We start from the raw sequence: 18,099 nt of genomic DNA on the forward strand, positions 1-18,099 counted from the left end.
GTTTTCAAACTTGAAGGTGTTTTTTATTTGTCTCATCTTATGGGGTCAGTCCCTTTTCGGCTGCTTTTTTATGTGCACGAAAAAATCGTTCATATGAAATGAACGATTTTTCAAGAAAGCGCCAGATGAATGGCTTTCAGTTTTGCGGGAAGCTCATCAAATGTATGAGCAGGAACGGTCTCTTTGTAATTTAACGCCGCAGCTTTGTTTCGTTCCTCAGGATGATTGATATAGAAAGCGGCTTTTTCCTTAAAGTCATTGATGCTGTGATAAGAAATAAAGGATGAAAAAGGATGTGCCGCGGGGAGATCCACTAGTTGAAATGCTTCGCATGCAGCGATATCAAAGGTGCGGTTATTAAAACTTGTATTTTTAATGCTGCTTTTATTTTTGTTGAACGTAAAATGATACGGCCGATGCGGATTGATCACGATGTCTGCCCCGTTATAATAATGAACGGCCTGTTCAGGCGGAACCCATGTGCTGACTATATCTATATGCGGCTGTTTGAGTACTTTTTTAGGCAGGTATTTTCTCCATTCCTTTCCGATGACCCGAATGGTGTACGGGAGATATGCCGCTTCTTTCACAAGCTGAACCCGATTAGGGTAAGGATAGCCGATGATAAGCAATTGTGAATGAAAGGAATGTTCGGTGTCCATTTTTTTAAACAGCCGATGATTAACAGGAATCGGAACATAATAGATATGCTGATAACCAAGCTCCTGATAATAGAGAGCAGCATTTTGGTCAATTGTTAAAATCGCGTCAGCGTGCTTTATCACCTGAAGACTGATATCAATATAAAATGGATCTTCTGTCAGCCAAACATATACGGGAATACCCTTACCCTTTAACCAGGTCAGCCAGTCGTGAGGAACGTGAACTCCAACCATCATGAGTGCGAAGTCCGGCTGAAACGTTTCAATGCGTGACAGCGATTCGGTGTCTGGTGTATCTGCAGACATGTATTCTGTCTGAGCGTGCCGAAAGCATTCTTCAGCCCAGCGGTCAAAATAACTGTATATTCCTCCATATCCCGACTGGATATACAAAACTTTCATCAGAGGTTATGAAAAGAATGTAACGCTTTCTACTTTATCTACATCAATCAATGTTGTCGCTTGACCTGGCGGAGTTACAGAGCTTTCCTGTGTGACAAATACGATGCCGTGGACTTGATCAAAAGCAACAAAGACAACCGGACCGATCATGTCACCGGAATCTGTCACAATGCTGATGGTAGTGCCAGGTGTAATTCTGGCAAAAATCCATCTTGCAGGAAGGGAAGGATCTAAAACAGATTCAGCAGTAACCGTTTCGCTTTCGTCAACTTTTTTATCAACAGCAGCTTCAAGTAATTCTTTAAGGTTATTATTCACGTTTTCTCCTCCTTCTGTTGCATTTGTAAATAAAGGGCTTAAAAGGCTTTTAATAATATCCTTTTTTAACTGCGCATTTTCACTGCTCAACACATACACCTCCTATTAATTATTGAACTCACGTTTAATCATATTCTTCTGATTGGCAATTGGTATGAGTCGAACGCCGTACCTGAGCTATTTTTCATATATTTAAGGAAAATGCTGATTTTCTTCTATGGATGGACATTGCCTATACCGCAATTGACAGCATGTTCATATTGTGAAACAGAGGGTAAGGGAGAGAAGGAAGTTTGGATTTAGAAAACAAAGTGAACCAAGAAGAAAATGACGACGAATTGCATTTTATTCTGTTTTTATTCATTCTGCTTATACGTCAAACAGCTTCAGACGGAAATCCATTTGATCACAGACGCCAGCTCGTAGTTGTTAAAGAGCTTGGTGTGCCGATTTCAAGAGTCAATCTGATCAATGGAGATACGCTTCAAAATGTATCGTAAAAAGTCCTGGCTGATTTGGTTATTTTTCAGAAGCCGCTAAATCAAACGGGATCAAATGTTGCTATTGTAAGTTGGTGTGCTTTTTACATGATGACAGAGGCTCTGCTTGCTGCGGAGCTGTTTTCATGTGTGACAATAGGAGGCTTGCAGAGATGGGGGACAAAATTTCCATTATTTTAACGAGTTATAACAAACCTGATTATCTGCAAATGGCGATTGAGAGTGTCATCAATCAAACTCATAGCAATTGGGAGCTTTTTGTCATGGATGACCATTCAAACGAGAAAACGATTGCGGTGATTCACAAGTACCTTCATGATCAGCGCATTCGTTATAAAAACAGCTTCGTCCATCCTCAAAATCGATTAAAAACAACCCGTTATGCCACATTAATTAATAACGCTCTTCCATTTGCCGCAGGCGACTACATTTCTTATCTCACCGATGATACAGTTTATCATCCTGATCGGCTGAGCCGTATGGTGCAGACATTTTTGTGTCATCCTGAAGCACAGGCAGTCTATTCAAAACAAAAAGTTGTTCATGTAAACGAAAGAGGAGAGGAAATTTCCCATTTTTACAGAGATGCCAATGCGGTGCTTGATCAAGCCGCTTTTCAAGTCGATCATTGCTCTGTTATGCATCGCCGTTCGTTGCTTGATCGGATCAAAGATAAATATGGAAGCTATTGGGACGATGATATGATGCATTGGAATCACGGCGACTCAATTTTTTGGATGAGAGTAAACACATTTGCCCCGTTCCTGCCGATAAATGAAGTATTAGATACAACGTATAAGACCCCGAATTCCTTTCAAAACGCTTATCAGTTTCTGCCCGCCGATTTGATTGACGGCACGTTTGTAAAAGGATCTGATCAACATGTGTATTTTCTTGATCAAGGTGTGCGGCATCCTGTGGGGGAGAGATGGAGTTCAGTGTATCTGGATCGGACTGTTGTTATCCCCGATCCGTATTTATTTCAATATCATACGGGAAAATGTTTAAACATTCCGAATTATGTTTTGGTAAAAGAACCTGACCAGCCTGCAGTATTTTACATTGACGCCGGTAAAAAAAGACGGATAGAAAGTCAGCATGCTTTTCAATTTTATCAATTTAAAAGAAAAGATATTTTGACGATTGAAAAAGAAGTGCTTGAGGATCTGCAGGAAGGGCCGCCTATCACGCGGGACAGATCTGGGTTGATCGCAAATCCGCCTGGACGAAGACTGTTTTTTATAGAACGCGAGCGGTTTCTATTTCTAAACGGTGTTTTTCATCCAATCAGCGAGCAAGTAGTGAGGAAATTCTTTTTGCAGCAGAAACCAATACCCGCTTCTTTCCGGAATATTCAGCAATTTCCAATTGGAAAGCCGTTTTATCCGGTGTACGATGAGATTATAAAGAAATTAGATATTGCAATCGAGTAAATGTATAGGTCATAAAAAGGAGACATTCATGACAGGACATTATTCAAAAACGGAGCATCAATATCTATCGTTAACGTCTGAATCGAAGTTGTTTGGTCATTACAGTGTATATAAAGATTCCAAGCTGCCGCAAATTTTTTCTCATAATTTTGTACAGCTTCATGATACATTTCCATTGGAGCGTATACCTGATTTTTTGCCGTCCGTACCGAAGCTGCTTGATGCGAATTATATCCATTTAAAAGCGTCTCCTCAGCATGTTTTTCCGCTTGTTTTGAAGCAATCGCTTGTGAAAAGAGGTTTTGTGGTTGAAGATGAGCTGTTATACTGCATGAAGCTTGGAGACTGGAAGGGACAGACGGGACATCCTTTCACGGCATGGGGGACGGCAAAGAGTCTTAGTGACGGTTCTTCTATCATGAAAATTTATGACTCGCTTTATATAGGAGAGGCAACCGCAGAACAAAAATTAGTAAGAAAATATCCTTTTTACAAAGCGGGTACGATTTTGCTTGTCGTTTGTTACAGCGATTCATCACAGAACATACCGATTGGCTGCGGGGAACTTTTTATTGATTCGCAAGAGAAAACGGCGAAAATTGAAGAGGTGGCGATATTGGATCAGTTTCAAAGAAGGGGCTACGGCAGTATTCTTGTGGGTGAGATGCTGTCCATTGCCAAATCTTTAGGAATGGACGATGCTTATTTAGTGGCCTCAAATTCTGATGGCGTCTCTCATTTTTATGAAAAGCTCAAATTTAAAAAATTTGAGCGGGTGCACACTGTTTTTCATTATTTCCTTACATAGATGGGCATTTGCACAAACCGTTTGGGACTTGGCCCGCATACAATGCCGTATATCGTGATAAGAAAGGATGAAAAACAATATGCATGGATATCATGGATACGGTTACGGAGGATTTGGCTGCGGGACAAATACATTTGTATTGATTGTTGTCTTGTTCATTTTATTAATTATCGTCGGAGCCGCTTTTATTTGCTAGATGAAATAACACAAGAGCCTTTCGAAGTTCGGAAGGGCTCTTTTTTTGTGCGAAAAAAGATTTTTTAGGGAACGTCATGCCGCTATTTGGACACTCATACAATGTAGAAAAGGTGTTTTTGAGGTGGAGCATGAGCAGTTATTTAATTAAGCCAGAGCTTAATGCGGAATATCCGATTGTCAGTCATGCAAAGGGCACATATGTGTATGATCAGAACGGAAAAAAATATCTTGATGGCTCATCTGGTGCGGTGACATGCAATATCGGCCATGGGGTTGAGGAAGTAACTGAGCAGCTGAAAGAACAGCTTGAAAAGGTGTCTTTTGCTTACCGCTCGCAGTTTACGAGTGAGCCGGCTGAGCAATTAGCTGCTTTACTGGCCGAGCAGCTGCCGGGAGACTTGAATTGGTCTTTTTTTGTCAATAGCGGATCAGAGGCTATAGAAACGGCAATGAAAATCGCCATTCAATATTGGCAGGAAAAAAAGCAGACACAAAAATCCATCTTTCTCTCACGATGGAGCAGTTACCACGGAATAACTTTGGGAGCGCTTTCATTGTCGGGATTTTATGAACGAAGGTACCGGTTCACCCATTTGCTAGAGCGTTATCCCGCTCTCTCAGCCCCGCATATATATCGGCTGAATCAAGAGGCAAAAGAAGATTTTGTTCAAACGGCTGCGGAGGAGCTGGAAACCGCTATAAAAAGAATTGGAAGTCAGTTTATTGCTGGCTTTGTGGCAGAACCTATTATTGGAGCCGCGGGAGCAGCAATTACTCCTCCTTCTGGATATTATGAGAGATTGCAAGAGGTGTGCCGCTCACACGGCGTGCTGTTTATTGCGGATGAAGTGATGACCGGGCTTGGGAGAACTGGAAGGATGCTTGCGACAGAGCATTGGCATACCGTTCCTGATATCGCTGTGCTTGGAAAGGGACTCGGTGCCGGCTACGCGCCTATTGCAGCGGCAGTTGTATCTGATACGGTTCTCCAAACGATAAAACAAGGATCAGGTGTTATTATGAGCGGTCACACATACAGTGCTCATCCCTTTTCAGCCAAAGCCGCTCTCGAAGTTTTGCGTTATGTTATCAGACACGGCTTGATCAAACAGGCTGAAGAAAAGGGCTTCAAGCTGAAAAAGAAACTTGAAGAGATGATGCACCGAAGCGGCATCATTGGGGATGTCCGCGGCAAAGGACTACTGTTAGGCGTTGAATTTGTGGCTGATAAAAAGACAAAGCGAGTGTTTCCGCAAGATCGGTCGATGACCCAGCGTATCATCAGCGAAGCAAAAAAACGCGGGCTCATTGTTTATCCTGCCAAGGCTGGAATCGACAGCGGGGAAGGAGATGCCGTAATCATCGCTCCTCCATTCACAATCTCAGACGGAGAGATGGAAGAGCTTATATCAACTTTTTCGGAAACAGTTGCAGAAGTTGAAAAAAACTGAAAAGGGACTGAAAACAATATGGCACCATTTCAAAAAACGATCAGCATTGAATCGGCAATTGCAGATGTGCGTGATGGATCGGTCCTTATGTTTGGCGGCTTCGGAGGAGTCGGCTCTCCTCCTTCTTTGATTGAAGCCATATTGGACAGCGGTGTGAAAGAATTAACTGTCATTTGCAATGATGCCGGATTCCCGGAGATTGGGATTGGACCGCTTATTGTCAATAAAAGAGTCAAGACACTGATTGCATCGCATATCGGTTCAAATCCTGTAGCCGGAAAACAGATGACAGACGGTACATTAGAGGTTCGATTTTCGCCTCAGGGCACTCTCGCAGAACGGATTCGCGCCGGCGGATCCGGCCTTGGCGGCATTTTGACCGATATCGGCATTGATAATCAAATGGTTTGTGAGAAGAAAGAGATTGTGTCTGTAGCGGGGAAACAATACTTGGTTGAAGAAGCGCTGACGGCTGATTTTGCCTTCATCAATGCCTGCATTGCAGATGAATTCGGCAATTTAACGTATGACAAAACAGCGCGCAACATGAATCCGCTTATGGCAATGGCCGCCAAAAGAACCTTTGCCGAGGCTGAGATGATTGTGCCTATGGGTGATATTGCAGAAGAAATGATTGTAACGCCTGGAGTTTTTGTTGAGGGGGTTGTGAGAAGCGAAGGGGTGAGGTGGAAATGGGCTTGGGAGTAACAGAAAGAGAGCAGATCGCCAGACGGGCTGCTTCTGAAATCAAACCAGGCATGATGGTGAATCTCGGTATCGGCATCCCTTCCTTGGTGCCGAACTTTTTGCCGCCTGACATGCAGGTTATGCTGCAGGCGGAAAACGGTGTACTCGGGATTGGCGAAAGTCCCGAAAAAGGGAATGAGGATGAAAATTTATGCAACGCCGCGGGATTCCCTGTCCGTGCTGTAAAGGGAGCATCTTATTTTGATACAACGATGTCTTTTGCCATGATCAGAAGAGGCAAGATTGACATTACGATTCTAGGCGCTTTGCAGGTAAGCCAGTCGGGAGACCTTGCGAATTGGCTTGTACCCGGAAAAAAGGTGCCAGGCATGGGCGGTGCGATGGAGCTCGCCCAAAAAGCGAAAAAAGTGGTTGTCGTCATGAGCCATACCGATCAAAAAGGGAGGCCTAAATTAACAGAAGCCTGCACCCTTCCGTTAACAGCAGCAGGCTGTGTAGATATGATCATTACTGAAAAAGCAGTTCTTGCAGTTGGCCGGCATCATTTTATTTTAAAAGAACTGATGAATGGCTCAACAATTGACGAGGTGATCGGGCTGACCGACGCTGAAATAATGGTAGATATGCCTTTTTCTTAAAAGGGGGAGTGATGATGCAGGACATTGAAAGAAAAGTAATCGAATGGCTTGATCAGCATTCAGCCAAAGCCATTCGTCTTTTGAAAAGGCTGGTTGGAGAAAAAAGCACACTTGGCAAGGAATTTAACGCTCAGGCAGTAGTCCTTGAAAAGCTTAGGCAATTTCATATGGACATTGATGTGTGGGAGCCGAGCCTAAAACAATTAAAACAGCATCCCTATTTTATATCAGACCGGTCGGATTTTCATGAGAGCCCGAACATTGTCGCTAAAAAAACGGGAGAGGGCGGAGGACGATCTCTGATTTTAAACGGGCATATCGATGTTGTGCCAGAAGGAAATTTGAAGGAATGGAAGTATGAACCGTTTCAAGCTGCCGAAGTAAATGGTAAAATTTACGGCCGCGGCTCCACTGATATGAAGGGAGGCAATACAGCCCTTCTATTTGCATTAGAAGCTCTGCACGCCTGCGATGTCAAACTGAAGGGTGATGTATTGTTTCAGAGTGTTATAGATGAAGAGTGCGGCGGCGCCGGAACACTTTCTGCCATTATGAGAGGCTATCGTGCGGACGGGGCGCTAATTCCGGAACCGACCAATATGAAGCTTTTTATTAAACAGCAGGGCTCGATGTGGTTTCGGATCACGGTTAAAGGATTAGCGGCACACGGAGGCACACGATATGAAGGTGTCAGCGCCATTGAAAAAAGCATGCATGTCATTACAGCCATCCAAGAGCTTGAAAAAGTCCGCAATGCAAGAATTTCTGACCCGCTGTATGATCATATCCCAATCCCGGTTCCAATCAATATTGGCACCATCTCAGGCGGAACATGGCCGTCCTCGGTAGCAGACCGCGTCGTCATAGAAGGAAGATGCGGAATTGCTCCCCATGAAAAGCCTGAAGCCGTGAAAATGGAATTGGAAAATTGGCTGAAAGATTTACAATACCATGATGAATGGTTTAAACGCCATCCAATTCAAGTGGAATGGTTCGGAGCTCAATGGCTGCCGAATGATTTGCCTGATGACCATCCTTTACTATCAGTCTTGCAATCAGCCTATCAAAAAATGAAACAAACAGAGCCGATCATCGAAGCGTCGCCTTGGGGGACAGACGGCGGCCTTTTGTATCATGCGGGAGATACTCCTGTTATCGTTTTTGGGCCGGGAGAGACGAAAACAGCACATCAGGCAAACGAGTATATTGAAGTTGAAGCCATGTTAGAATCAGCTAAAATTATTGCTCTTTTTGTGATGGATTGGTGCGGGCTTCATACAGACGGGGAGGATGCTGATGATCAAAACGGTAAAGAGTAGCGGCGTCACGGCTGTCATAGACAATGACCGCTTTAATAAACGAATGAGAGTCATTCGTTATGAAGGCGCTATTCAGGAAGCCTTGTCTGATATTATGGCAGCGGCTGAAGAGGAGGATGCCGAAAAAATTATTGTGTACACGAAACAGCATGACGAGGCAGAGCTGGCTAAACAATTGTTTACGCCGGAGGGCTTTCTCGAAGGCTACTATCTCGGCCATCGCGCTGCCGTCATGGTCCGTTATCTCACAGAAAAACGAAGACAAACAGATACCTATTTAGCCGAGCAGGAAATGATAGAGCTATTATATAAAATGAAGCCTCAGCCACAAATCGAAGACAGGTCACCTTTTACAATGAGAAAAGCAGAAACAAACGACATGTATCAGTTATCTATGCTGTATAAAAAAGTATTCCGCACGTATCCGACTCCTGTGTTTGATCCCGCCTATATTGAAAAGACGATGAATGAGCATACGCTTTATTATGTCATGCTTGAAGATGACCGTCTGATTAGCGCGGCAAGCGCAGATATCAATCCTGAGCTGGGGCATGCCGAAATGACGGACTGTGCCGTGCTTCCCGATTATCGGGGCCGTTCGCTGACAAGTATTTTAATAGATGCATTAGAAAAAGAAATGAGAGAGCAAGATATCTTTCAAGTATTTTCACTCGCCCGCGCTGCTTCTTTTGGTATGAATGCGGTCCTGTATCATTCCGGGTATCAGTATGGAGGAAGGCTGATCAATAATTGTTATATAGGAGAAGGGCTCGAAAATATGAATATCTGGTGCAAGCGCCTGTAAGTCAAAAAGAAATGCACGAGGAGGAATTTCATTTGACAAACAAATGGTATAAACCGAAACGGCATTGGAAGGAGATAGAGTTATGGAAGGATGTTCCGGAAGAAAAATGGAATGATTGGCTCTGGCAGCTGACCCATACTGTAAGAACATTAGATGACTTGAAAAAAGTGATTAACCTGACCGAAGAAGAAGAGGAAGGCGTCAGAATATCTACTAAAACGATCCCCTTAAATATCACACCCTATTATGCTTCCTTAATGGATCCCGACAACCCGAGATGTCCGATACGGATGCAGTCTGTGCCGCTCTCTGAAGAGATGCACAAAACAAAATACGACCTGGAAGACCCGCTTCATGAGGATGAAGACTCTCCAGTACCCGGTCTGACACACCGTTATCCCGACCGAGTCCTGTTCCTTGTCACGAACCAATGCTCCATGTACTGCCGCTACTGCACAAGGAGGCGTTTTTCCGGTCAAATCGGAATGGGTGTCCCTAAAAAGCAGCTTGATGCCGCGATCGCCTACATTCGGGAGACACCCGAGATCCGGGACTGTCTGATTTCAGGCGGGGACGGGTTGCTGATCAATGATCAAATTTTAGAATACATTTTAAAAGAGCTGCGCAGTATACCGCATTTGGAAATTATCAGAATCGGCACAAGAGCGCCTGTCGTTTTCCCTCAGAGAATTACCGATCAACTGTGCGATATCTTAAAGAAATATCATCCGGTCTGGCTGAACACCCATTTCAACACAAGCATCGAAATGACGGAGGAATCCGTTGAGGCTTGCGAAAAGCTGGTGAACGCAGGTGTGCCGGTCGGAAATCAGGCCGTCGTGTTAGCAGGCATTAATGATTCGGTAACAATTATGAAAAAGCTTATGCATGACTTGGTGAAAATCAGAGTCCGTCCCTATTATATATATCAATGTGATCTGTCAGAAGGCATCGGACATTTTAGAGCTCCAGTTTCAAAAGGGCTGGAGATTATTGAAGGGCTGCGGGGCCATACTTCAGGCTACGCGGTACCAACCTTTGTCGTTGACGCACCAGGCGGCGGCGGGAAGATCGCACTGCAGCCAAATTATGTTTTATCGCAAAGTCCTGACAAAATCATCTTGAGAAATTTTGAAGGAGTCATTACCTCTTATCCGGAACCTGAACATTATATCCCTAACCAGGCTGAGGCCTACTTTGAGTCTGTTTTTCCTGAAACCGCTGACAAAAAAGAACCAATTGGACTGAGTGCCATCCTTGCCGACAAAGAGATTTCTTTCACACCGGAAAACGTGGCCAGAATCAAAAGGAGAGAAGCATATACAGCGAAGCCGGGGCATGAAACATTAAAGGACCGGCGGGAGAAAAGAGACCAGCTAAAGGAAAAGAAATTTTTAGCCCAGCAGAAAAAAGAAAAAGAGGCAGAAAGCGAGGGGAATTCTTCATGAAAACATGCGAATGGTGCGGTGTGCCTGAGGCGCAGCCTGGCACGAACACGGTTTATTGGGAGCTTCCTGACGGCACACGAGCCATAGAGCTGACAAACACCCCCGCGATGATTTGCTCTTCTTGCGGAATGGTCTACCAAGAGGATTCGACGATAAAGGATATTGAGGATCAGCTGTTTTTAATCAACACAAAAAAACTCCCTGAAAGTCTGACATATCAACAGCTCATGGAAACGGAAAGGATATTAAAACGCAACTATTTTGATTTTTCCTGAATGATGTTTCGTTATTCTTTTGTTGTAATTTTACACTTGCACTGTATAATAGAACAACAAAAGACAGACACCAGGAGGGGAAACCCATGAAATCCTTTTATCACTATTTATTGAAATACAGACATCCTAAACCGCAGGACAGCATCAGCGAGTTTGCCAATCAGGCGTATGAGGATCACAGCTTCCCAAAAACATCAACCGATTATCACGAAATCAGTTCATATTTGGAGCTGAATGTTGATTATCTGGACACGATGGCGACGTTTGATGAAGCTTGGGAAAAATACGAGGCCGAGGTGCACGGCAAATAACCACATGTTTAAATCCGCAGATCCGCTGCGGATTTTTTTGTGCGCATACACATACCATAATTGGATACTTCCAATGGTTTTCATGCCCATGCGAATTGGTGTAACCCAGCATACGATAGCGTATGAGAAATGTTGCGGCGAGGGGGAGACACCATGAAGCAAAACAAACCGAAATTCCAAGTAGGGGATATCGTAGTCGTCATTATGTATGGGACAGTCGGCACAATCACAAAAGTACACCAAATCGATAAGCACTATCTTTATGAAGTAAACCACAATGAAGTCTTATATTTTGAATCGTCCATTCAATTATATAAAGATTATGAAGGCGTCATTGTCGATATGGAAAAACTTGATATTGAATATGAATTCCTCATTGGAGATGTCGTTTATGTAAAAGATTATGGAAAAGAACTCTTTCGCATTATCGGCCACAGAACGGAAATTTGGAGATATTTAGAAGATGGCTGGGAAGATATTATTTATGAGCTGACTCGTTTAAAGGATGGAGAGTGGCTTGAAACGGAGGAAGAGGATCTCACGCTGGTTCTCAGAAAGTATGAAATGGACCAGTTTGTGCATCAGCTTTTGTTTGTCCATTATGTCGGAGAAACTGCTCATGAGATCGGCGAAGATATTGTCCCGTCTGCTCTTCTTCAGTTTGAAGGCGAAGATGAAGATCAAGATACCCTGCGCATCCTGGCTGTATCAATTGTTGATGAGCTTTTGGATATTTACAACGACTACAAAATTCTGTACGAAATGTTTAAAGATGAAGAATATAAAGATATGATGATGTTTGTGCTGGAAAGTTTAAAAGAACACTTCAGTTAGTTTGTGAACAAGCGGATGACCACATATAAAAAGTAAGGCAGACAGCCCCACATCATAACATGCGTCATACCTCTGAGCGTTTTTTCCATCACCATATCGAATCTTTCTCCGTCCAGTGCTTCCATCATTTTAGCGATCATATGTCAGCCTCCTATGGCTTGTTTTTTTATTCAATGTATATGAATGAAAGAATTGTTTAGAACACCGGGTATAATTCATCCCGTTTTTTCATAAAACATAAAAAAGGAGGCGGTACGGTTATGAAAGAAATAGATCTTGTGATTGACACGGAAGAAATCGCTGAATTTTTTTACAGAGAGCTTGCAAGACGGGGCTACATACCGAGTGAAGATGAGCTGTTTGAAATCGCCGATATTACCTTTGATTATCTGATAGAAAAATGTATGATAGATGAAGAGCTGGATGAAGATTGTTAAGGCTTGAAACCGGAGCGGCCAGCTCCGGTTTTTTATTCGGCTGATATGAAATTTTGAGAAATAAAGGAGGGAAAATCTTGTACAAGCCAGTCAGTCTGTTTCTTCTCTTTCTTTTTTTAGCCGCGGTTATTCATACATCTGCTGTTCAATCAACAGATGAAATGATCAGTAGGGCAGCCGCAGCTATCCGTCAGCCTTGGCTGAATGATGTGATGATTTGGGTGACTCATCTTGGTGCTACTTCCTTTTTACTGCCACTTATCGTAGTCATTGGGGCAGGGCTGTTTTTTTACAAGAGAACCTTGGATGGTCTTTTGATGCTCTTCATATTCGGTGCGGATCGTCTGTTAAACAAAATATTAAAAGAGTGGATCGAACGGTCAAGGCCGGATTTTGAACCGCTCGTTCATGAGTCGTCCTTCAGCTTTCCGAGCGGCCACTCCATGAACGCTGCTTGTGTTTATCCAGTAATCGCCTACTTTTTAGTGAAACACATCCCGTTTTTGTCAAAGCATAAAAAAGCGGTATACATAATCGCCGGAACTGTCGTTATTTTGGTTGGTGCCAGCAGAGTCTACCTCGGCGTGCATTTTTTAACTGACGTTTTAGGAGGCTTCAGTCTCGGCCTGCTGCTGTTTTTCCTCGTGAAAGGTTTTGACGAAAAGTTACATTCGTTTCGACAAAAGTAGAGAGAGGAAAAAGAGGACGAAACGCCAATATGTTATAGAAATAAAAGGGAGGGATCTTGATGATGTTATCCGTGTTTAAAAAGAAGTCTTGTTTTTACGATGTGACAATATTTCAAACACCCCGGTTTGGTGAAAAAAAAGGCTACAGAGCCGTCTATCGAACTGAACTGAACGGGAGCAATCATCAAGACGTGCTAAAAAGAGCATTCTCTTTGTTTAATGTATTCGATACTGTTCCAAGTGATTATGATGCGAGATTTATGGCCACAGGGGATGTGATTTTGATTGATGAAGGCAGAAAAGGGAAAACATATTATAAACTGCTTCCCGCCGGATGGAGGAAAATCAATCGTCTGATTGTGCAAACAACATAACGAAAGAAAACGATGTTTTTTCTACATGCTGAATACCAAGGGTGTCAAAACCCTTGGTATTTTTTCTGGTTATTAGATTTTATCTTCAGCTTTACGTGCTGCCTCGAGTTTATCAATCCTGTCTTTATATTTTTCTCCCCAGTCCTTCATATGAAGGATAACAGGTTCTAATGTTCTTCCAAACTCAGTTAAAGAGTATTCGACTTTTGGAGGGACCTGTTTATAAACCTCACGGTGAATCACGCTATCCCGTTCCAATTCTCTTAATTGTAGCGTGAGCATTCGCTGGGTAATTTCAGGGTATAGTTTCCGAAACTCATTAAACCTCTTTTTACCGTCAATGAGATGATAAAGAAGAATGCCTTTCCATTTCCCACCGATGATATCTAATGTTGTTTCCACCGGACATCCTTCAAAGTCATCAAAAAGAATAATCAATACCGAGTTTACGATTTCTCAAGCTATCCACTCCTAATAGTATACTTTTTGATACTATATACATTCAATGTGTTTTAATATACATCATATAATGATGTCACATCAAAGGAATGAAAGGAATGGATCATATGAAAACACTCGTACTCGTGGTACATCCGAACATAGAATCCTTTCAGATCAACAAAAAGTGAAAAGAAGCCGTTTTAAGTGCACCGGATGTAACTGTCCATGATCTTTATGAAAAATATCGCGATCAACCAATTGATGTCGAATTTGAACAACAGCTGCTCCTCGCCCATGACCGTATCGTTTTTCAGTTTTCATTATACTGGTACAACAGTCCACCGCTTTTAAAACAATGGTTTGATGAAGTGTTTACGTTTGGCTGGGCTCATGGTCCCGGCGGAAATAAATTGAAGAGGAAAGAGTGGATAACTGCCATGTCCATCGGTTCACCTGAACACTCTTATCAAGCCGGCGGATATAACTTGTTTTCAATAAGCGAGCTGCCAAAACCGTTCCAAGCATCTGCCTTCCTTTGCCGAATATCGCGCCAATACAATCAGTGACCAAGAAATTGCCGAAAGTGCGAATCGGTATGTAAAGCATATTACAAATATAGAATTAAACCCGAAGGTTCGCCCTGCAAAGATATTTGAAACAGCTTGAGGGTGTCGATTTAACATAAAGATTGATTTTGGAAAATCCTGTTCTCACCAAGCAGGATTTTTTCTTGTTCAGCACATTGAAAAAGAAGAATCCACCAAAAATAAGCCATCAGCTTGGTCTTGACTGCTTATTTTTGGTGAAAGATTATTTCTCTGTGGCGAAATAAAGCGAAGCTATGACCGGAAAAGCGATACCAATCCATAATGCTGTACTCCAGCCGCCTGAGGCATATGCCCATCCTCCAATAGATGATCCTATCGCACCGCCTAGAAAGAAGATTGCCATGAATAATCCGTTTAATCGACTGCGAATTTCAGGCGCCAACGAAAAAATGGCGCGTTGACTGAGCACAAGGTTTGCTGATACGCCCATATCTAACAGAATTGCGGCAGCCACTAGAACTGTTATACCGACGGGGGAGCTGCTCTGAATCATGAGCGGCAGTAATAAAGAGACAATGACAACACCGAGAGCGATTCCAGTGGCAATCCGGGTCAAGCCGCGATCAGCCAGACGGCCGCCTATTGGTGCAGCGACTGCACCCGCAATGCCTACCAATGCGTAGAGTGCTATTGCCTTCTGAGAAAAATGAAAAGCAGGACCGGACAATAATAAAGGAACAGTCGTCCAAAACAAGCTGAAAGCTCCAAATACAAACCCATGATAGATGGCACGGCGGCGTAAGACTGGAGTCGTGCGCAGCAGCTTCCACATTGAACCGAGTAATGCCGTATAGTTTGTATTTGCTGTTGGTTTTCTGGCAGGAAGCACTTTTGATAATACGATGGCCAGGACAACACTTACCACGGCGGACAAAGCAAATATTGCATTCCACCCCCAAATATCAGCGACTAGACTGGATATCGGCCGGGAAAGCATAATACCGAGTAATAAGCCGCTCATGACATTGCCAACGACCCGGCCGCGTGCAGCGTCTGATGCGAGGTATGATGCAAATGGAACCAGCACCTGGGCTGCGATTGACCCTAATCCGATGAAAAACGCAGCTGCTAAAAACAGTGGCCCATGCTTCACAAATGCTGTTAGTGTCAAAGCTGCTGCGCTTAGAAGGAGCGATGCAACGACAAGTTTTTTGTTTTCGATAATATCTCCTAAAGGGACAAGAAATAGTAAGCCGGCAACGTATCCGATTTGGGTTAGTGTGACAATCAATCCAGCACTGCTTGGAGAAAGTCCAATTGCCTTACTAATTAAACCAACCAAGGGCTGTGCATAGTAAAGATTAGCAACAATGATACCGCATGCCGTTGCGAGAAGAAGGGTTAAACTGGGTGAGACCCTCTGACCTGCTTGTTTGTTACTATTAGCCATAAGAATGAACTCCTTTTTAAGTGGTTTTTTGAGTGTAATCATGACTCTCAAGTCATTTTATAAACTGAACGTTCAGTTTTGTTGATTAAGGAAAATGATATACTAAACGTTCAGTTTTGTAAATAGGTTTCTGTTTTCTTTTTTTATTCAGTTTAAGTATACTGAACGTATAGTTTATATTTCAGGAAGGAATGATTCACATGCAGAGTAAACGAGGGCGGCCGCGTGATGAAGGAACGCATAAGGCGATTCTCTCTGCAGCCTATGACCTATTGCTGGAAAAAGGCTTCGATGCGGTGACAGTCGATAAAATTGCCGAGCGTGCGAAAGTGAGTAAAGCAACGATTTATAAATGGTGGTCTAACAAGGCTGCCGTTATCATGGACAGCTTTCTTTCGACCGCGACGGACAGGCTGCCTGTGCCTGATACAGGGTCGTCAGTACATGATATAGTAACCCACGCCACGAATTTAGCAAGGTTTTTGACAAGCAGGGAAGGAACCGTTATTAAGGAATTAATAGGTGCAGGGCAGTTGGATGAAAAATTGGCAGAAGAATATCGCACACGATTTTTCCAGCCTCGCCGCCTCCAAGCGAAAGGCCTTCTAGAAAAGGGAATTGAGGAAGGTGAATTGAGAGAGAATCTTGATATTGAAGTAAGCATAGATCTCATATACGGACCGATTTTCTATCGTCTGCTTATAACAGGTGACGAAGTGAATGACTCCTATGTGCATGATTTGGTGATGAATGCGTTTAAGGGAGTTCAAGCTACGTGAATCATATTTGGGATTTGGTACAGAAAGCCTTCAAAGAACAGGAAGAAATCAACGGCCATTTTGTAGATGTCATGGCAATGGAGAAAATACTTGCAATATAAAACAGGCTGTCGAGATTTTCTCGACAGCCTGAAAACTGCGGATATCCGCAGTTTTCTGTTTTTTAAGGTTTTCGTTTGGCCGCGGAATGCTCTTTTTCGTGCGCCTCTTTAGCCGCGATAACGTCTTTAGCAGGTATGTGGTTGTTCTTTTTTTGTCCGGTTATTCGGTTACGCTGTTTTTTACCCATGTTTCATCCCTCCTTTTGCGGTTAGGTTCTCATATAAGCGGCTCAATTATCCCGATTTTCTCTAATGGCGCCTAAAAATACCCCGGATCATTTTCTTTTTTCGGAACATTCCTTTATAATCAATGCTGAAGTTTGTCTCATCATGACATCCGTTGTAAAATGAACGGACTGATCGTTAATTTTGGTTTATAGGAGGATATGAGATGAGTGTACATATCGGTGCGGAAAAAGGACAAATTGCGGATACGGTACTATTGCCGGGGGATCCTTTAAGAGCAAAATTTATCGCTGAAACGTATCTTGAAAATGTGGAATGCTATAATGAAGTCAGAGGCATGTATGGATTTACAGGTACATATAAAGGCAAAAAAATCTCTGTGCAGGGCACGGGCATGGGTGTTCCGTCCATTTCAATTTACGTCAATGAATTAATTCAAAGCTATGATGTGCAAAATTTAATAAGAGTAGGCTCTTGCGGCGCTATCCGTAAAGATGTCAAAGTGCGCGACGTCATTTTGGCCATGACTTCTTCTACTGATTCACAAATGAACAGAGTCGCTTTTGGAAGTATCGATTTCGCGCCTAACGCAGATTTCGAGCTTTTGAAAAATGCCTACGACGCCGCTAAGGATAAAGGCGTACCGGTGACAGTAGGCAGTGTATTTACTGCTGACCAGTTCTACAATGAAGATTCTCAAATTGAAAAGCTTGCCCGATACGGTGTGCTCGGGGTAGAGATGGAAACAACTGCTTTGTATACATTGGCAGCGAAGCACGGTAGAAAAGCGCTGTCCATCCTGACCGTGAGCGATCACGTATTAACAGGAGAAGAAACAACAGCAGAAGAGCGTCAAACCACTTTTCATGATATGATAGAAGTGGCTTTACATTCTGTATCAAAATAAAATAAATGAGGAGGCGTGCTGGGTGCCGGCAGCCTCTTCTTTATGGATACGGAAACGATTGATAAAAGGAAGGTAAT

22 protein-coding genes and 3 pseudogenes are annotated in these 18,099 nt (G+C 43.1%); 19 read left to right on the plus strand and 6 right to left on the minus strand.

The genetic code is table 11. The features are described 5' to 3' along the window. Window positions 1-110: 110 nt before the first annotated feature. Window positions 111-1,064, minus strand: coding sequence for a CgeB family protein (locus LNN34_RS04445; protein ID WP_229042807.1), 954 nt, complete (start codon window positions 1,062-1,064; stop codon window positions 111-113). Window positions 1,065-1,070: 6 nt separating this feature from the next. After that, entirely contained in the window at window positions 1,071-1,472 is a 402-nt protein-coding gene (cgeA, locus tag LNN34_RS04450; RefSeq protein ID WP_024121772.1) for a spore crust protein CgeA, read from the minus strand. A 203-nt stretch (window positions 1,473-1,675) separates the two neighbouring features. Here cgeA and LNN34_RS04455 point away from each other — a divergent pair. From LNN34_RS04455 to LNN34_RS04515, 13 genes and pseudogenes are all read left to right on the plus strand, one after another. Then, window positions 1,676-1,966: pseudogene (locus tag LNN34_RS04455) on the plus strand (protein CgeC); the annotation flags it as partial. A 68-nt stretch (window positions 1,967-2,034) separates the two neighbouring features. Beyond that, window positions 2,035-3,315, plus strand: coding sequence for a glycosyltransferase family 2 protein (locus tag LNN34_RS04460; protein ID WP_229042813.1), 1,281 nt, complete (start codon window positions 2,035-2,037; stop codon window positions 3,313-3,315). Window positions 3,316-3,343: 28 nt separating this feature from the next. Next, complete coding sequence (locus LNN34_RS04465; RefSeq protein ID WP_229042815.1) at window positions 3,344-4,123, plus strand: GNAT family N-acetyltransferase; 780 nt, start codon at window positions 3,344-3,346, stop codon at window positions 4,121-4,123. 79 nt (window positions 4,124-4,202) lie between these two features. After that, window positions 4,203-4,319 carry a YjcZ family sporulation protein gene (locus LNN34_RS04470; RefSeq protein WP_044155488.1) on the plus strand — a complete coding sequence of 39 codons (117 nt, stop codon included), beginning with the start codon at window positions 4,203-4,205 and terminating at the stop codon, window positions 4,317-4,319. 130 nt (window positions 4,320-4,449) lie between these two features. After that, window positions 4,450-5,772 (plus strand): aspartate aminotransferase family protein, encoded by a 1,323-nt coding sequence (locus LNN34_RS04475; protein ID WP_215510419.1) that lies wholly within the window; start codon window positions 4,450-4,452, stop codon window positions 5,770-5,772. Between the two features lie 18 nt (window positions 5,773-5,790). Beyond that, window positions 5,791-6,480: a CoA transferase subunit A gene (locus LNN34_RS04480; protein WP_101864393.1), complete on the plus strand. Its 690-nt coding sequence runs from the start codon at window positions 5,791-5,793 to the stop codon at window positions 6,478-6,480. Continuing rightward, window positions 6,465-7,118, plus strand: a complete 654-nt coding sequence (locus LNN34_RS04485; RefSeq protein ID WP_059293293.1) for a 3-oxoacid CoA-transferase subunit B — start codon at window positions 6,465-6,467, stop codon at window positions 7,116-7,118. The genes LNN34_RS04480 and LNN34_RS04485 overlap by 16 nt, the downstream gene beginning before the upstream one ends. Before the next feature lie 8 nt (window positions 7,119-7,126). Continuing rightward, complete coding sequence (locus LNN34_RS04490) at window positions 7,127-8,437, plus strand: peptidase (RefSeq protein WP_082687963.1); 1,311 nt, start codon at window positions 7,127-7,129, stop codon at window positions 8,435-8,437. Then, the gene (gene ablB / locus LNN34_RS04495) at window positions 8,415-9,242 is read left to right on the plus strand and encodes a putative beta-lysine N-acetyltransferase (RefSeq protein WP_202657173.1); all 828 of its coding nucleotides are present in this window, start codon (window positions 8,415-8,417) and stop codon (window positions 9,240-9,242) included. The genes LNN34_RS04490 and ablB overlap by 23 nt, the downstream gene beginning before the upstream one ends. A 32-nt stretch (window positions 9,243-9,274) precedes the next feature. Then, window positions 9,275-10,690 (plus strand): lysine 2,3-aminomutase, encoded by a 1,416-nt coding sequence (gene ablA / locus LNN34_RS04500; RefSeq protein WP_059293290.1) that lies wholly within the window; start codon window positions 9,275-9,277, stop codon window positions 10,688-10,690. After that, window positions 10,687-10,965, plus strand: a complete 279-nt coding sequence (locus tag LNN34_RS04505) for a YokU family protein (protein ID WP_202657172.1) — start codon at window positions 10,687-10,689, stop codon at window positions 10,963-10,965. Before ablA ends, LNN34_RS04505 begins: the two co-directional genes overlap by 4 nt. Before the next feature lie 86 nt (window positions 10,966-11,051). Further along, window positions 11,052-11,276: a YozE family protein gene (locus tag LNN34_RS04510; RefSeq protein ID WP_010334616.1), complete on the plus strand. Its 225-nt coding sequence runs from the start codon at window positions 11,052-11,054 to the stop codon at window positions 11,274-11,276. A gap of 153 nt (window positions 11,277-11,429) precedes the next feature. Next, on the plus strand, window positions 11,430-12,110 hold the full coding sequence (locus LNN34_RS04515; protein ID WP_010334614.1) for a hypothetical protein: 681 nt from the start codon (window positions 11,430-11,432) through the stop codon (window positions 12,108-12,110). Here LNN34_RS04515 and LNN34_RS04520 read toward each other — a convergent pair. Further along, window positions 12,107-12,250 carry a hypothetical protein gene (locus tag LNN34_RS04520; protein ID WP_044155500.1) on the minus strand — a complete coding sequence of 48 codons (144 nt, stop codon included), beginning with the start codon at window positions 12,248-12,250 and terminating at the stop codon, window positions 12,107-12,109. The genes LNN34_RS04515 and LNN34_RS04520 overlap by 4 nt on opposite strands. Window positions 12,251-12,370: 120 nt before the next feature. Between LNN34_RS04520 and LNN34_RS04525 the strand changes: the two genes are divergently transcribed. From LNN34_RS04525 to yodL, 3 genes are all read left to right on the plus strand, one after another. Continuing rightward, on the plus strand, window positions 12,371-12,547 hold the full coding sequence (locus LNN34_RS04525) for a YozD family protein (RefSeq protein ID WP_010334612.1): 177 nt from the start codon (window positions 12,371-12,373) through the stop codon (window positions 12,545-12,547). Between the two features lie 77 nt (window positions 12,548-12,624). Continuing rightward, window positions 12,625-13,236 (plus strand): phosphatase PAP2 family protein, encoded by a 612-nt coding sequence (locus tag LNN34_RS04530; protein WP_069487339.1) that lies wholly within the window; start codon window positions 12,625-12,627, stop codon window positions 13,234-13,236. A 59-nt stretch (window positions 13,237-13,295) separates the two neighbouring features. Further along, on the plus strand, window positions 13,296-13,610 hold the full coding sequence (yodL, locus tag LNN34_RS04535) for a shape determination protein YodL (RefSeq protein ID WP_038954208.1): 315 nt from the start codon (window positions 13,296-13,298) through the stop codon (window positions 13,608-13,610). A gap of 72 nt (window positions 13,611-13,682) precedes the next feature. Here yodL and LNN34_RS04540 read toward each other — a convergent pair. After that, window positions 13,683-14,070 (minus strand): annotated as a pseudogene (locus LNN34_RS04540) (winged helix-turn-helix transcriptional regulator). Between the two features lie 97 nt (window positions 14,071-14,167). Between LNN34_RS04540 and LNN34_RS04545 the strand changes: the two are divergent. Further along, window positions 14,168-14,736, plus strand: a pseudogene (locus LNN34_RS04545) (NAD(P)H-dependent oxidoreductase). Between the two features lie 125 nt (window positions 14,737-14,861). Here LNN34_RS04545 and LNN34_RS04550 read toward each other — a convergent pair. After that, complete coding sequence (locus tag LNN34_RS04550; protein WP_044155503.1) at window positions 14,862-16,049, minus strand: MFS transporter; 1,188 nt, start codon at window positions 16,047-16,049, stop codon at window positions 14,862-14,864. A gap of 200 nt (window positions 16,050-16,249) precedes the next feature. On the opposite strand from LNN34_RS04550, the gene LNN34_RS04555 reads away from it, so the two are divergent. Further along, a complete protein-coding gene (locus LNN34_RS04555) occupies window positions 16,250-16,828 on the plus strand; it encodes a TetR/AcrR family transcriptional regulator (protein ID WP_044155505.1) in 579 nt (192 codons plus the stop codon). 163 nt (window positions 16,829-16,991) lie between these two features. Here LNN34_RS04555 and LNN34_RS04560 read toward each other — a convergent pair whose 3' ends face one another. Next, a complete protein-coding gene (locus tag LNN34_RS04560) occupies window positions 16,992-17,117 on the minus strand; it encodes a hypothetical protein (protein WP_229042816.1) in 126 nt (41 codons plus the stop codon). Window positions 17,118-17,320: 203 nt separating this feature from the next. On the opposite strand from LNN34_RS04560, the gene deoD reads away from it, so the two are divergent. Continuing rightward, window positions 17,321-18,022: a purine-nucleoside phosphorylase gene (gene deoD / locus LNN34_RS04565; protein ID WP_217827698.1), complete on the plus strand. Its 702-nt coding sequence runs from the start codon at window positions 17,321-17,323 to the stop codon at window positions 18,020-18,022. The last annotated feature ends 77 nt before the right edge of the window (window positions 18,023-18,099 follow it).

The sequence above is a fragment of the Bacillus sp. AF23 genome (assembly GCF_020861455.1).
GTDB lineage: Bacteria > Bacillota > Bacilli > Bacillales > Bacillaceae > Bacillus > Bacillus halotolerans.

What these genes read in the sequence shown, in the direction of transcription:
- LNN34_RS04475 (WP_215510419.1), top strand. Translation starts at nt 4,450, where the DNA reads ATGAGCAGTTATTTAATTAAGCCAGAGCTTAATGCGGAATATCCGATT.
- LNN34_RS04555 (WP_044155505.1), top strand. Translation starts at nt 16,250, where the DNA reads ATGCAGAGTAAACGAGGGCGGCCGCGTGATGAAGGAACGCATAAGGCG.
- LNN34_RS04485 (WP_059293293.1), top strand. Translation starts at nt 6,465, where the DNA reads ATGGGCTTGGGAGTAACAGAAAGAGAGCAGATCGCCAGACGGGCTGCT.
- LNN34_RS04525 (WP_010334612.1), top strand. Translation starts at nt 12,371, where the DNA reads ATGAAAGAAATAGATCTTGTGATTGACACGGAAGAAATCGCTGAATTT.
- LNN34_RS04560 (WP_229042816.1), bottom strand. Translation starts at nt 17,117, where the DNA reads ATGGGTAAAAAACAGCGTAACCGAATAACCGGACAAAAAAAGAACAAC.
- LNN34_RS04505 (WP_202657172.1), top strand. Translation starts at nt 10,687, where the DNA reads ATGAAAACATGCGAATGGTGCGGTGTGCCTGAGGCGCAGCCTGGCACG.
- LNN34_RS04460 (WP_229042813.1), top strand. Translation starts at nt 2,035, where the DNA reads ATGGGGGACAAAATTTCCATTATTTTAACGAGTTATAACAAACCTGAT.
- LNN34_RS04445 (WP_229042807.1), bottom strand. Translation starts at nt 1,064, where the DNA reads ATGAAAGTTTTGTATATCCAGTCGGGATATGGAGGAATATACAGTTAT.
- LNN34_RS04480 (WP_101864393.1), top strand. Translation starts at nt 5,791, where the DNA reads ATGGCACCATTTCAAAAAACGATCAGCATTGAATCGGCAATTGCAGAT.
- LNN34_RS04470 (WP_044155488.1), top strand. Translation starts at nt 4,203, where the DNA reads ATGCATGGATATCATGGATACGGTTACGGAGGATTTGGCTGCGGGACA.
- ablB (WP_202657173.1), top strand. Translation starts at nt 8,415, where the DNA reads ATGATCAAAACGGTAAAGAGTAGCGGCGTCACGGCTGTCATAGACAAT.
- LNN34_RS04520 (WP_044155500.1), bottom strand. Translation starts at nt 12,250, where the DNA reads ATGATCGCTAAAATGATGGAAGCACTGGACGGAGAAAGATTCGATATG.
- LNN34_RS04550 (WP_044155503.1), bottom strand. Translation starts at nt 16,049, where the DNA reads ATGGCTAATAGTAACAAACAAGCAGGTCAGAGGGTCTCACCCAGTTTA.
- LNN34_RS04465 (WP_229042815.1), top strand. Translation starts at nt 3,344, where the DNA reads ATGACAGGACATTATTCAAAAACGGAGCATCAATATCTATCGTTAACG.
- LNN34_RS04510 (WP_010334616.1), top strand. Translation starts at nt 11,052, where the DNA reads ATGAAATCCTTTTATCACTATTTATTGAAATACAGACATCCTAAACCG.
- deoD (WP_217827698.1), top strand. Translation starts at nt 17,321, where the DNA reads ATGAGTGTACATATCGGTGCGGAAAAAGGACAAATTGCGGATACGGTA.
- yodL (WP_038954208.1), top strand. Translation starts at nt 13,296, where the DNA reads ATGATGTTATCCGTGTTTAAAAAGAAGTCTTGTTTTTACGATGTGACA.
- LNN34_RS04515 (WP_010334614.1), top strand. Translation starts at nt 11,430, where the DNA reads ATGAAGCAAAACAAACCGAAATTCCAAGTAGGGGATATCGTAGTCGTC.